The organism is Kitasatospora sp. NPDC059571, from assembly GCF_042735675.1.
Classification (GTDB): Bacteria; Actinomycetota; Actinomycetes; order Streptomycetales; family Streptomycetaceae; genus Kitasatospora.
The window spans coordinates 1-12,595 of sequence record NZ_JBHWBW010000212.1 but is presented as its reverse complement, the minus strand read 5'-3'; the positions used below and the strand labels follow the sequence as shown (position 1 = coordinate 12,595).

The 12,595-nt window shown below is 75.6% G+C and carries 12 protein-coding genes; 7 read left to right on the top strand and 5 right to left on the bottom strand.

What is annotated here, in order from left to right:
* The first annotated feature begins 211 nt into the window (after positions 1 to 211).
* The 3 genes from ACFV0G_RS22510 to ACFV0G_RS22500 all read left to right on the top strand — a co-directional run bounded on the left by ACFV0G_RS22510 (position 212) and on the right by ACFV0G_RS22500 (position 4,011).
* Positions 212 to 1,225, top strand: coding sequence for a zinc metalloprotease (locus tag ACFV0G_RS22510; RefSeq protein WP_380550652.1), 1,014 nt, complete (start codon positions 212 to 214; stop codon positions 1,223 to 1,225).
* A gap of 88 nt (positions 1,226 to 1,313) precedes the next feature.
* A complete protein-coding gene (locus ACFV0G_RS22505; RefSeq protein ID WP_380550649.1) occupies positions 1,314 to 2,087 on the top strand; it encodes an SDR family NAD(P)-dependent oxidoreductase in 774 nt (257 codons plus the stop codon).
* 121 nt (positions 2,088 to 2,208) lie between these two features.
* The gene (locus ACFV0G_RS22500; RefSeq protein ID WP_380550646.1) at positions 2,209 to 4,011 is read left to right on the top strand and encodes an ABC transporter ATP-binding protein; all 1,803 of its coding nucleotides are present in this window, start codon (positions 2,209 to 2,211) and stop codon (positions 4,009 to 4,011) included.
* Positions 4,012 to 4,022: 11 nt separating this feature from the next.
* Here ACFV0G_RS22500 and ACFV0G_RS22495 read toward each other — a convergent pair whose 3' ends face one another.
* On the bottom strand, positions 4,023 to 4,478 hold the full coding sequence (locus ACFV0G_RS22495) for a MarR family transcriptional regulator (RefSeq protein ID WP_380550643.1): 456 nt from the start codon (positions 4,476 to 4,478) through the stop codon (positions 4,023 to 4,025).
* 47 nt (positions 4,479 to 4,525) lie between these two features.
* Between ACFV0G_RS22495 and ACFV0G_RS22490 the strand changes: the two genes are divergently transcribed.
* Positions 4,526 to 5,428, top strand: coding sequence for an alpha/beta fold hydrolase (locus tag ACFV0G_RS22490; protein ID WP_380550640.1), 903 nt, complete (start codon positions 4,526 to 4,528; stop codon positions 5,426 to 5,428).
* Here ACFV0G_RS22490 and ACFV0G_RS22485 read toward each other — a convergent pair.
* Together ACFV0G_RS22485 and ACFV0G_RS22480 are read right to left on the bottom strand one after the other, a co-directional pair.
* On the bottom strand, positions 5,401 to 6,072 hold the full coding sequence (locus ACFV0G_RS22485) for a lysophospholipid acyltransferase family protein (protein WP_380550637.1): 672 nt from the start codon (positions 6,070 to 6,072) through the stop codon (positions 5,401 to 5,403). The genes ACFV0G_RS22490 and ACFV0G_RS22485 overlap by 28 nt on opposite strands.
* Positions 6,073 to 6,257: 185 nt before the next feature.
* Positions 6,258 to 8,468, bottom strand: coding sequence for a CDP-glycerol glycerophosphotransferase family protein (locus tag ACFV0G_RS22480; protein WP_380550634.1), 2,211 nt, complete (start codon positions 8,466 to 8,468; stop codon positions 6,258 to 6,260).
* Positions 8,469 to 9,360: 892 nt separating this feature from the next.
* Here ACFV0G_RS22480 and ACFV0G_RS22475 point away from each other — a divergent pair.
* The 3 genes from ACFV0G_RS22475 (at position 9,361) to ACFV0G_RS22465 (ending at position 10,540) form a co-directional block, all read left to right on the top strand.
* Positions 9,361 to 9,636, top strand: coding sequence for a hypothetical protein (locus ACFV0G_RS22475; RefSeq protein WP_100887738.1), 276 nt, complete (start codon positions 9,361 to 9,363; stop codon positions 9,634 to 9,636).
* A gap of 141 nt (positions 9,637 to 9,777) precedes the next feature.
* The gene (locus tag ACFV0G_RS22470) at positions 9,778 to 10,200 is read left to right on the top strand and encodes a YjbQ family protein (RefSeq protein ID WP_380550630.1); all 423 of its coding nucleotides are present in this window, start codon (positions 9,778 to 9,780) and stop codon (positions 10,198 to 10,200) included.
* A gap of 133 nt (positions 10,201 to 10,333) precedes the next feature.
* A complete protein-coding gene (locus ACFV0G_RS22465; protein ID WP_380550627.1) occupies positions 10,334 to 10,540 on the top strand; it encodes a hypothetical protein in 207 nt (68 codons plus the stop codon).
* Positions 10,541 to 10,582: 42 nt separating this feature from the next.
* On the opposite strand, the gene ACFV0G_RS22460 is transcribed toward ACFV0G_RS22465, so the two are convergent.
* Together ACFV0G_RS22460 and ACFV0G_RS22455 are read right to left on the bottom strand one after the other, a co-directional pair.
* Positions 10,583 to 11,161, bottom strand: a complete 579-nt coding sequence (locus ACFV0G_RS22460; protein WP_380550624.1) for a flavoprotein — start codon at positions 11,159 to 11,161, stop codon at positions 10,583 to 10,585.
* A gap of 61 nt (positions 11,162 to 11,222) precedes the next feature.
* Positions 11,223 to 12,595, bottom strand: a 1,373-nt coding sequence (locus ACFV0G_RS22455; RefSeq protein ID WP_380550621.1) for an SbcC/MukB-like Walker B domain-containing protein, incomplete at its 5' end; no start/stop codon positions are given.

Genomic DNA, 12,595 nt, shown 5'->3' with positions numbered 1-12,595 from the left:
CCGGCGCACCGCTCTCCGGGCAAGGGGTCCGGGCGGCCGGTCGGATGAGTCACCGTCAGGGATCGCCCGATTGCCGGTAGCGCCCGGGCCCGGGGTGACCTGTCCGGAGGATTTCGCGACCGGAATGCATCTGACGCGTCCGCGGCGGGGACGGGTGGTCTCTGCTCGGCGGCACCCACGGCCGCCGTCCCCACACCCTCCGGGAGAGCAGATGCGCCCCCCTGCCCGTGTCATCCGTCCGGCCCGCTCCGCCGTGCCCGGCAACCGGCTGCTCGCCGCGACCGCCCTGGCCGCCCTGCTGTCGGTCGGTCAGTTCGCGCTGCCCACCTCGGGCACCGTGCTGGCCGCCCCGGCCGCCGCGGCGTGCACCGGCGGTGCGGACGCCGACCCCGCGGCCCGCCGGCCCGCCGGATCCGCCGCGCACGAGCCCAACGCGATCACCGACCTCCAGGCGAAGGCGATGGAGGCGGACCTGAAGGCCCGTCTGGCCGCCCTGGCCGGCACCCCCGAGGGGGCCAGGCTGCTCGCCGAGGCCGGCAGCCTCACCCCGACCACCGTCCCGGTGTACGTGCACGTGATCCACTCGGGGTCGGCCGGCAAGCTGACCGCGGCGCAGGTCGCCGACCAGATCGCGGTGCTGAACGCGGCCTACGGCGGCCAGGGCGCGGGCAACACCGCCAGCCCCTTCCAGTTCCAGCTGGCCGGCACCGACTACACCGACAAGGCGGCCTGGTACAGCGGCATCACGCCCGGCTCCGCCGCCGAGAAGCAGATGAAGACCGCGCTGCGCAAGGGCGGCGCCGGCACCCTGAACCTCTACACCGCCAACCTCGGCCAGAGCCTGCTCGGCTGGGCGACCTTCCCGGGCTCCTACGCCTCCGCGCCGACCGACGACGGCGTGGTGGTGCTCGACGCCTCGCTGCCCGGCGGATCGGCGGCCAACTACAACGAGGGCGACACCGCCACCCACGAGATCGGCCACTGGCTCGGGCTGTACCACACCTTCCAGGGCGGCTGCACCGGCAACGGCGACTACGTCGACGACACCCCCGCCGAGAAGAGCGCCGCCTACGCCTGCCCGACCGGCCGGGACAGCTGCACCACCAAGCCCGGCGTGGACCCGATCCACAACTTCATGGACTACACCTACGACTCCTGCATGACCCAGTTCACCGCCGGCCAGGTGACCCGGATGGCCAACTCCTGGGCCGCCTACCGGGCCTGACCGCCCGCTCGGAGCGCCGCCCGGCCCGGGCACCGCGGGGGCGGGCGGCGCCCGTGCGTCCGGGCCCGGCGGACAGTACGGTCCTCGCATGACGACTGCTCTCATCACCGGCGCCACCGCCGGCATCGGCGCCGCCTTCGCCCGGCGGCTCGCCAAGGACGGGCGCGACCTGGTGCTGGTCGCCCGCGACACCGAGCGGCTGGAGTCCGCCGCCGCCGAGCTGGGCAAGCGCCACGGCGTCGCGGTGGAGGTGCTCACCGCCGACCTCGCCACCGACGCCGGGATCACCGCCGTGGAGGAGCGGCTGCGCGACGCGGCCCGGCCGGTCGACATCCTGGTCAACAACGCGGGCTTCGGGAACCGCGGCGCCTTCCTCGACGTGCCGCTCGAGGCCGAGCTGGACATGGTGAAGGTGCACATCGAGGCGATCCTGCGGACCACCACAGCCGCGCTGCCGGGGATGCGCGAGCGCGGCCGCGGCGCGGTGGTCAACGTCGCCTCGGTGGCCGCCTTCCTGCCGCGCGGCACGTACGGCGCGAGCAAGGCGTGGGTGGTGAGCTTCACCCAGGGCATCGCCCGCGACCTGGGCGGCACCGGGATCCGGCTGCAGGCGCTCTGCCCCGGCTTCACCAGGACGGAGTTCCACCAGCGCGCCGGGATGGGCACCTCGAACATCCCGTCCTGGGGCTGGCTGGACGCCGACCGGGTGGTCGCCGACTCGCTGCGCGACCTGGCCCGCGGCCGCACCCTCTCGGTGCCGGGCAAGCGGTACAAGGCGGCCGTGGCGATCGCCCGGCTGCTGCCGGCCGGCGGCCTGGGCGCGGTCTCCTCCAAGGCGGGCCGCACCTACCGGACGGACTGAGCGCCCGGCAGCCGCGATCCGGCGCCGCAGGAATAGAGTAAGGCTCACTGTTAGTTCAGCTAACAATGAGTTGTGCTCGGTATGCTGGCGGCGCCGACCGCCCGACCCCCGGAGGCCGCCCTTGAAACCCGACCGGATCGACTGGACCCCGCCCGCGCGCGAGCGGGGCGACTCCGCCCCGCCCGTCCAGGGCCGCCGGATCCTCGCCCTGTTCCGCCCGTACACCGGACGGCTCGCGGTGGTAGGCCTGCTGGTCGCCGCCTCCGCGGTCGTCTCGGTGGTCACGCCCTTCCTGCTGCGCGCCGTCCTCGACACCGCGATCCCGCAGGGCCGCACCGGCCTGCTCAGCCTGCTGGCCCTCGGCATGATCGCCGCGGCCGTCGTCAACAGCATCTTCAACGTGCTGCAGACCCTGATCTCCACCGTGGTCGGGCAGCGGGTCATGCACGACCTGCGCACCGCGGTCTACACCCACCTCCAGCGGATGTCGCTGGCGTTCTTCACCCGGACCCGCACCGGCGAGGTGCAGTCCCGGATCGCCAACGACATCGGCGGCATGCAGTCCACCGTCACCAGCACCGCGACCTCGCTGGTCTCCAACCTCACGGCCGTGGTCGCCACGGTCGTCGCCATGGTCGCCCTGGACTGGCGCCTCACCGTGGTCTCGCTGCTGCTGCTCCCGTTCTTCGTCTGGATCAGCCGCCGGGTCGGCAACGAGCGCAAGAAGATCACCGGCGAGCGGCAGCGCAAGCTGGCCGCGATGAGCTCCGCCGTCCAGGAGTCGCTCTCGGTCAGCGGCATGCTGCTCGGCCGGACGATGGGCCGCTCCGACGCGCTCTCCGGCGACTTCACCCGGCAGTCCGACGAGCTCGCCGACCTGGAGGTCCGGTCCACCATGGCCGGCCGCTGGCGGATGTCCACCATCCAGATCGTGATGGCCGCGATGCCCGCACTGATCTACTGGGCGGCCGGCCTCGCCGCGGGCCACGGCGCGCCGATCGTCTCGGTCGGCACCCTGGTCGCCTTCGTCTCGCTCCAGCAGGGCCTGTTCCGCCCGACCGTGAGCCTGCTGGCCACCGGCGTCCAGGTGCAGACCTCGCTGGCGCTGTTCCAGCGGATCTTCGAGTACCTCGACCTGCCGGTGGAGATCGCCGAGCCCGAGCACCCCGTCCGGCTGCCGGAGATCCGCGGCGACGTCACCTTCGACGGCGTGGAGTTCCGCTACCAGGACGACCAGGAGCGGCCCACCCTCACCGGCATCGACCTCAAGGTCCCGGCCGGCTCCTCGCTCGCCGTGGTCGGCGAGACCGGCTCCGGCAAGACCACGCTCAGCTACCTCGTCCCGCGGCTCTACGACGTCACCGGCGGCCGGGTCACCATCGACGGCACCGACGTGCGCGAGCTGTCCTTCGAGGCGCTCGCCCGGGCGGTCGGCGTGGTCTCCCAGGAGACCTACCTCTTCCACGCCTCGGTCGCCGACAACCTGCGCTTCGCCAAGCCCGACGCCACCGACGAGGAGCTGGTCGCCGCCGCCGAGGCCGCCCAGATCCACCCGATGATCGCCGCCCTGCCGGACGGCTACGACACCCTCGTCGGCGAGCGCGGCTACCGCTTCTCCGGCGGTGAGAAGCAGCGGCTGGCGATCGCCCGGACCATCCTGCGCAATCCGCCGGTGCTGATCCTGGACGAGGCCACCAGCGCGCTCGACAACCGCACCGAGGCCGCCGTCCAGCAGGCCATCGACGCCCTCGCCGCGGGCCGTACCACGATCACCATCGCGCACCGGCTCTCCACCGTGCGGGACGCCGACCAGATCGCCGTCCTCGACCGCGGCGAGATCGCCGAGCTCGGCACCCACGACGAGCTGCTCGCCCGCGGCGGCCGCTACGCCGCCCTGCTGCGCCGCGAGGGCATCGAGGCCTGAAGCGGGCCGCGCTACGTGCGCTGGGCGCGGGCCGCGGCCAGCGCCGCGGCCAGGTAGCGCCGCACGGCCGCCAGCTCGGCCCCGTCGAACTCCCCGGCGGCCGTCACCAGGCCGCCGATCAGCGGCCCGAAGAACGAGCGGCCCAGCTCGACGGCCCGGTCCTCCACGGACAGCAGCACCCGGCGGCGGTCCCGGTCGTCGCGGGTGCGCCGGACCAGGCCGAGGCGCTCCAGCCGGTCGACCAGCGCCGTGGTGCCCGCCGAGTTCAGCCGCAGCGCCTCGCCGAGCCGGCCCGGGGTGGTGCTCTCCCCGGCGCGGGCCGCGTCCAGCAGGTGGATCAGCGCCCGCAGGTCGGTCGGGTGCAGCCCGTGCCGCGCCGCGAACTCCGCCCCCAGCAGGTCGAACTCGACCGTCACCGCGCGCAGCAGGTGCACCAGCGCCATGCCGGCGCCGTCCGGTTCCTCCATTGACATCCTCTCCTCTCGCCGAACTAGTATCTCGCTGAACGAGAGTCATGGTCAACGAGTCGCCCCGGGAGGCTGCCGTGCCCGTCGAGTCCCAGGAGTTCACCGCCGCGTACGACGCGATGCTGGCCCGCTGGCCGGAGGGCACCGCCGAACTCGACGTGCCCACCCCGTACGGCACCACCCGGGTGCACGCCCTCGGGCCCGCGGACGGGACCCCGCTGGTGCTGCTGCCCGGCGGCGGCGCCACCGGCACGGTCTGGTACGCCGAGGCGGCCGCGCTCGGCGCCCGCCACCGGGTGCTCGCCGTCGACCTGCCCGGCGAGCCCGGACGCAGCCTCCCGGGAGGGCGGCCGGTGCGCACCCCGGCCGACCTGACGGCCTGGCTGGACGCGCTGCTCGACGGGCTCGGCGCCGACCGGGTCCACCTGTGCGGCCACTCCTACGGGGCCTGGATCGCCCTCGCCTACGCGGTGCACGCGCCCGGGCGGGTCGACCGGCTGGCCCTGCTCGACCCGACCGGCTGCTTCGCCGGCTTCCGGCCCGGCTACCTGCTGCGCGCCCTGCCGCTGGTGCTGCGGCCGACCCCGGCGCGGGCCCGCGCCCATCTGGCCCGGGAGACCGCCGGCGCGGCCGCGGCCGCCGATGCGCAGTGGCAGGAGCTCTACGCCCTCGGCGCCGGTCTCGGCGGCCGCCCGGTGGTCGGGCGGCGGCCGGACACTGCCGGGCTGCGGCTGCCGGTGCTGGTGCTGCTCGCCGAACGCAGCGGCGTGCACGACGTGCACCGGGTCGCCGAGAACGCCCGCCGGGCGCTGCCGCAGGCCGAGATCGCCACCCTGGCCGGGGCGAGCCACCACACGGTACCCACCGGGTGCGCCGCCGAGCTCGACCGGCGGCTGCTCGCCTTCCTCGACGCCCCTGCGGATCAGGCCGCCTTCGGGACCTCGTTGTAGGCGTCGGCGAGCTCCTGGCCGGAGAGCGCGTGAATGGCCGCCATCACCTCGTCGGTGACCTGGCGGCGGGCCCGCGCCGAGCGGGCCTGGCCGTGCAGCTCGGTGAAGTGCAGCGGCTCGCCGAAGCGCACCGTCACCTGCCGCACCCGGGGGATCCGCTTGCCGACTGGGAGGATCTCGGCCGGGCCCTCCAGGGCCACCGGCACCACCGGTACGCCGGCGGTCAGGGCGAGCCACGCGACGCCGGTCTTGCCGCGGTACAGCCGGCCGTCCAGCGAGCGGGTGCCCTCGGGGTAGATGCCGAAGGCCTTGCCGTCCTCCAGGATCTCCAGCGCCTGCTCCAGCGAGGCCGCCGCCGACCGGTAGGTGCCGCGCTCGACCGGCACCGCGTTCAGCACCGAGGTGAACACCGCGCGCGAGATCGCGCCCTTCAGCCCGGTGCCGGTGAAGTACTCGGCCTTCGCCAGGAAGAACACCTGGCGCGGCGCCGTCAGCGGGATCACCACGCTGTCGACGAACGACAGGTGGTTGCTGGCCAGGATCACCCCACCCTTGCGAGGCACGTGCTCCAGGCCCTCGATGACGGGCCGGTACACGGCCTTCGCCAGCGGCTTGAGCACGAGCTTCGTGATGAGGTTGAGCATGGGCCCTCCCTGGCCGGCCGGCGGGTTCCGGCAGCGATCACAGCGATCGGTTCGAGGTCAGACCGCAGGTTACGACATGCACCCCGGCGCCCGTCCACTCCCTCTCGGCCCTCGGGCACTGCGATTCTCGTCACGCTGCGCGCTGGAGCGACTGCAGACCGGTGCCGGCGGGGGTCGACGGACCGTCAGGCGGTCAGCACCCGGGCGGCGGGCGGCGCCGCGGGCGCGCCGGTCGGGAACACCCGGCGCACCACCCGCTCGGCCGCCGCGCCGTCGTCCCACGGACAGAACCGCTCCCGGAAGCGCGCCCGCAGCGCCGGCTCCGGATCCCCGGCCAGCAGGGCCGCCGCGACCTGGCCGCTCTCCAGGGCGACCGCGCCCGGCGGGTCGGCGAGCAGGTCGAAGTAGACGCCGCGGGCGGCGCGGTACTCCTCCCAGTCCGGCGCGAAGACCACGATCGGGCGGTCCAGGACCGCGTAGTCGAACATCAGCGACGAGTAGTCGGTGACCAGGGCGTCCGAGGCCAGGCAGAGGTCCTCGACCGAGGGGTGGCCCGACACGTCGAGGATCCGGGCGGCGCCCGGGTCCCCGTCGGCCGGGCCCGTCCCGCCCGTGTGGAAGTAGTGCGCGCGGACCAGCACGGTGTGGCCGGGGCCGAGCCGACGGGCCAGCTCGGGCAGGTCCAGCAGCGGCAGGTACCCGCCGCGGCCCTCGCGGTGGGTCGGCGCGTACAGCACGGTGCGCTGCCCGGCAGCGATGCCGAGCGCCTCGCGGACGGCGGCGCACTCCTCGGCGGTGGCGTTCACCAGCCGGTCGTTGCGCGGGTAGCCGGTCTCCAGCAGCTCGTACCGCCCCGGGAACGCCCGGGTGAAGTGCTCACTGGTGTGCGGATTGGGGGAGACCAGGTAGTCCCAGCGCCCCACGGCCTCGCGCAGCCGGTCGAAGTCCATGCCGTCCGCGGCGTCCGGGAACGCCCGCAGGTCCATGCCCATGCTCTTGAGCGGCGTGCCGTGCTGGGTCTGCACCTGCACCGCGCCCGGCCGCTTGCCCATGGTGTGCGGGAAGTTGACGTTGTTGACGAAGTACTTCGCGGTCGCCGTGGCGCGCAGGTACGCGGGCGAGTTCAGCAGCACGTAGGGCACCCCGGGCGGCAGCGCGGCGGCCTGGGCCCGGGTCTCCACCACCCACACCCCGCGGATCTGCGGGGCCAGCTCGCGGGCCTTCTCGTAGATCGCCGCCGGGTTGCAGGCGTAGCCGCGGTGCCAGTACGCCGCGTACACCGCCAGGTGCTCGTCCAGCGGCAGCCGCCGGAACACCCCGTACGCGGTCGAGCGGGCGCCGCCGCGCACCGCCCTCCGCAGGGCCGGTGCCGCCGCCCGGCCGGTGCGCCGGGCCGCCCGCGGCAGCGCCCGGGTGCGGCGCAGCGCGTCGTACGAGCGGCGGGCGCCGCGGGCCGCGAGCCGGGAGGCGATCCCCTGCGCCCCGAGCGGGAAGCGGTGGCCGGCCGGCCGGTGCCGGGCGATGTGGCCGGTGATCCGGTCGAAGAACTCGCCGCGCAGGGCGGCGGGCACCAGCCCGGGCGTGTCGTAGACGGTGAGGGCCTGGCGGACGGTGCGGTCGAAGACCAGCGGGCGCAGCGGGCTCGGCCGGCCGTCCAGGAAGGCGAAGATCGCGTCGTACTGCGCGAAGGCGTCCGCGTGCCGCGGGGAGGGCGTGCTGGTGATCGCGCCGGGGCGGCCGCGCCGGTAGGCGTAGCAGGGGCGGTCCAGGTAGCGCAGCCGCCCGGCGGCGAGCAGCGCCGGGTAGGTGACCGAGATGTCCTCGTAGTAACCCCGGCCGAACTCCACGCCGAGGCCGAGCAGGTAATCCCGGCGCAGGACCTTGTTCCAGACCGCCATGACGCTGCGCAGCAGGCCGGGCTGGTCGGCGGCGGTGCAGCCGTCCCGGAGCGGCCCGGTGGCCAGCAGGCGGCGCCAGGGGTTCGGCTCGGCGGAGCCGTCCGGGTAGGCGTGGACGAAGTCGGTGAGCAGCACGTCGGCGGGCCGCTCGGCGGCCTCCTCGCGGCGCAGCTCGGCCAGGACGGCGTCCAGGGCGCCCTCGGGCAGCCAGTCGTCGCTGTCGACGAACCAGAGGTAGCGGCCGCGGGCCTCGGCCAGGCCGGCCGTGCGGGCGCCGCCCAGTCCGCGGTTCTCGGCGAGGTGGAGCACCCGCATCCGGTCGTCGCCGGCGGCGTGCCGGTCGAGCAGGGCGCCGCAGCGGTCGGGGGAGCGGTCGTCCACCGCGATGATCTCGACCTCGCCCGGGGCCGCCGTCCGGCCCTGCAGTGACTCCAGGCACTGCGGCAGGAAGCGCTCCACCCCATGGACCGGCAGGACAATGCTGAGGAGGGGGCTCACGCTCGTTCACTCCGCGAGGGACGGTGGGGTCGGCGGCTGATCGCCCGGTCCGACCACTGTAGCCAGAAGAGGTGGACGGCCGGTTGACCGAAAGTGACCGTCGGGGTGTCGGCGGGTGTCCCGGAGCGGCGGACGGCGGATCGTTTCTGCGGGACCGGTCGCGGGGGAGGCGACGGCTCGCCGGAGGCCGGGGCGGCGCGCCCGGCGGGTGTGCGCGGGGCCGCCGGCGGGGCCGGAAAACGCGACCGCCGGTGCCGCGCCGTGCGAGCGGCGGCCCCGGCAGTCCGGTTGGCGGCCAGGCCGACCCTCAACGGCCGGCCGCCGGTCCGTACACCACACCTGAGCCGGGCCGCCGCAGCGTCGAGACGGCCGGACAGTGACTCATGTCGGTGTCGGAAGAACATTCATCTGTCGAACTCATTTGACAGGGTCTCCCAGGGGGTGGCCCGGGATTCCGCGTCTGAGGAAATATTGCTTGTAGGTTTCCGTCACGTCAATCCCTCTGACGCGTTCAAGTTCTGAAGTCTCGCTCCGGGGGGATCCGCACCTGCCCCGGCCTGCCCCGCCGCGGTCGCCGCACGCACCCCGAGGGGGGGCTCGGGTGGAGCACCGGCGCACCGCCGGCCTCCCGCGCGCCGAGCCGTGCCGCTCTGAGCGGCGGCGCGGTGCACCGTGCTCCCGGGAACGGGTTTGGGCCCGCCCGACCCCCGCCACCTGCGGCGGCGGACCGCCGGCATCGATGCGCAGTCGTGACCGAGCCCACGGCCTCCTGGTGAAGCGTCAGTTCCTGTCGCACGATACGGTGGCAGAACACCAGGACGGTTGCGCGAAGACCGTCAGACACGGATAGTCTTCGCCTCACGGCCCTGGCGCCTCGTAGGGGTGGGAAACGATGGAACAGATGCAAGTGCGGCCCCGGCCACGGGTGCCGGCGATCCAGTGCGGAGTCGGTGCGACCGGCCGCCGGATCGACCGCCACCTCGCCGTGCTCGGCGCGCCGGCGCTCTCGACGGTCGACACGGCCGAGGCCCTCGGCCTCATAAGGGAGCTGACCCCGCGCGGTACCGGAGGGGTCGGTGCGAAGAACGCGCCGCGCCGCACCGCCCGCGTGTCGCTGCTCGCGCCGCTCCGCCGGCTGCGTCGCAGCCTGTTCGGCGGCCGCGGCTAGTCCGGGTCCGCCCGGACGACGACCCGACGGACGCGATGTCCGCCGGGTCCTTCCCATGTCCTCACCATCCTCCCCCGCAGCCTCACGGGCCTTCCCCCGGACCTGCGCGGCAGGGCGCCCGGGATGCGCCAGGATGTGACCATGTCGGACACCTTCCACTCCCGCACCTTCGAGATCACCACGGGCACCGGCGAGGTCGCCCTCGACGTGACGGAGCGCTGCGCGGCCTTCCTGGACTCCGCCGCCCGCGGCCGCGACGGACTGCTGAACGTGTTCGTCCCGCACGCCACCGCCGGGATCGCGGTGATCGAGACCGGCGCGGGCAGCGACGAGGACCTGCTCGCCCTGCTCCGCGACCTGCTGCCCGCCGACGGCCGCTGGCGCCATCGCCACGGCAGCCCCGGGCACGGCCGGGACCACGTGCTGCCCGGACTGGTCGCCCCGCACGCCACCCTCCCGGTGATCGGCGGCCGGCTCGCCCTCGGCATCTGGCAGTCGGTGGTGCTGGTCGACACCAACATCGACAACCCGCGCCGCACGCTACGGCTCAGCTTCCTCGGCTGAGGCGGGCCCCGGGCCGCTCACGGGCCGCTCCGCCGGTTCCCCCCGGCCGGTGCCGAGCCCGGCCGTCCGGCATACGGGACGGCCGGCCGGCGTTGCTTGCCGGGGACGGCGCACGGCGGATAGGAAGACGGCCATGGACGACGACGACACCCTCTGCGCGGTACCCCGGGACGACGCCGCGGCCCTGCGCGGGCTCACCCCGGCCGACCCGGCCGCCGGCCCGCGCGCCGACTGCGTGCTGTGCGGCGAGCCCACCGAGCACCCGGCGGACCTGGCCGGCGCCACCTACTGCCCGGTCTGCACCTGGCAGCAGGCCCAGCGGATCGCCTGCTCGGGCTGACCGGGCTGACCGGGCTGACCGGGCGGGCCGGGCCCGGGGTGCTCAGCCGAGGTCCGGGCCGGCCGCCCGGAGCGCCGACGCCCGGCCCAGCCGGGCGAGCGCGGCGTCCCACGGGAAGTCCGGCGGGCCCTCGTCACCGCGGTCGTCCACCCCCGGGCGGTCCGCGTCCAGCAGGACGTCGACGCCGGCGCCGCGCAGCGCGGCCACCGAGCGGCCGTACTGCGGATGGCCGGCGAGCGCCGGGTTGACGCACGGCACCACGCACACCGGCAGGCCCTTGCCGACCGCCTCGGCGGTGTACCCGGCGACCCAGGACGAGGTGAGCCCGAGCGCCAGGCAGTTGACGCTGTTGAAGGTCGCCGGGGCGAACAGCACGGCGTCGGCAGGCGGCAGGACGTCCGGCTCGCCGGGCCGCCGGTAGCGCGACTTCACCAGGTGCCCGGTGAGCGCCTCCAGCCGTGCCACCTCCCCGCCCAGCCAGGACGCCGCGGTTGGGGTCAGCCCGAGCACGACGTCCCACCCCGCCGCCCGGGCCCGCCCGATCACCGGGCCGACGCCGAGGACCGGCGGGGCCGCCGAGCCGAGCAGGTACAGGACGGGGTGCGACGCGGTGTCAGCCATGGCGCCATCGAACCGGTGCCCCGCCCCGGCGGGCAAGGCGGCGGGCGGAGCCCGCGGCCGCTCAGACGTCCTGCTGCGCCGTCACCGCCAGCGTCGAGCCGTGCCGGCCCTTGCGGACCACCAGCTGCGCGGGGATCCGCGAGCGGAGGTCGGCGACGTGGCTGACGATCCCGACCGAGCGGTCCCGCTCGCGCAGCCCGTCCAGCACGTCCATCACCTCCTCCAGGGTGTGCTCGTCGAGGCTGCCGAAGCCCTCGTCGATGAAGAGCGTGTCCAGCGGCATGCCGCCCGCCTCGTCGGTCACCACGTCCGCCAGGCCGAGCGCCAGGGCCAGCGAGGCGAAGAAGCTCTCGCCGCCGGAGAGCGTGGCGGTGTCCCGGTCGCTGCCCGTCCAGGCGTCCACCACCCGCAGGGACAGCCCGGAGCGCTTGGTGCCCGACACCAGGCCGTCGCTGTGCACCAGCGTGTACCGCCCGCCCGACATCCGGACCAGCCGCTCGCTGGCCGCCGCCGCGACCTGCTCCAGCCGGGCCGCCAGCACGTACGACTCCAGCCGCATCCGCAGCGCGTTCTCCCCGGGCGCGCCCGAGACCAGCGCCGACAGCCGGCCGATCCGGCCGAGCTCCTCCAGCGCCGGGCCGAGCTCGCGGGCCAGCGCGGTCAGCCCCGCCCCGAGCCGGGCCAGCGCCGCGCAGCGCCGCTCGGCCTCGTCGACGGCCGATCGCGCCCGCCCCAGCCACCCGGTGGCCCGCGCCAGCGCCTCGGCGGCGCCCGCCGGGTCGGCCGGCGCCCGGGCGGCGGCCGCCGCCAGCTCCGGCCGGGCCAGATCGGCCTCGGCCGCCGCCAGCGCCCGGTCGTGGGCCTCCAGCCGGGCCTCCAGCGCGGCCCGTTCGGCGGCCGGCAGCAGGGCCTCGGCGGCCTCGCGCGGCGAGCCGAAACCGGCCTCCACGGCCACCCGCTCCAGCTCCCGTTCGGCGTCGGCGAGCCGGCCCGCGGCCTCCGCGGTCGCCCGGACGGCCGCGAGCGCCGCCGCCACCGCCTCGGCCGCCGCGGAGACCTGGGCCGCGCGGGCGGCCACCGACGGGGCGTCACCCCGGACGACGGCCAGCCGCCCGGCCAGCTCGCGCCGTTCGGCGTCCAATGCGCGCAGCCGGGCGGAGGCGGCCGCGGTGGCCTCGCCGCTCTCGCGCAGCTGCTCGCGGGCGGCCTCCTGCTCCCGCGTCCACTGCGCGATCCGCCGGTCGATCCCGCCGATGGCGTCCGCCAGACGGACGGCATCGGCGCGCTCCCGGCCGACCGCCGCCAGCTCGTCGGCGAGCCCGTCCGCGGGACGGCCGCCGGCCGCGGCCGTGGCGGCCGACTCCTCGACCCGCAGCCCGGTGAGCGCCCGGTCGGCCTCGGCGACCGCCTGCTCGGCGGCGGCCTGGGCGAGCC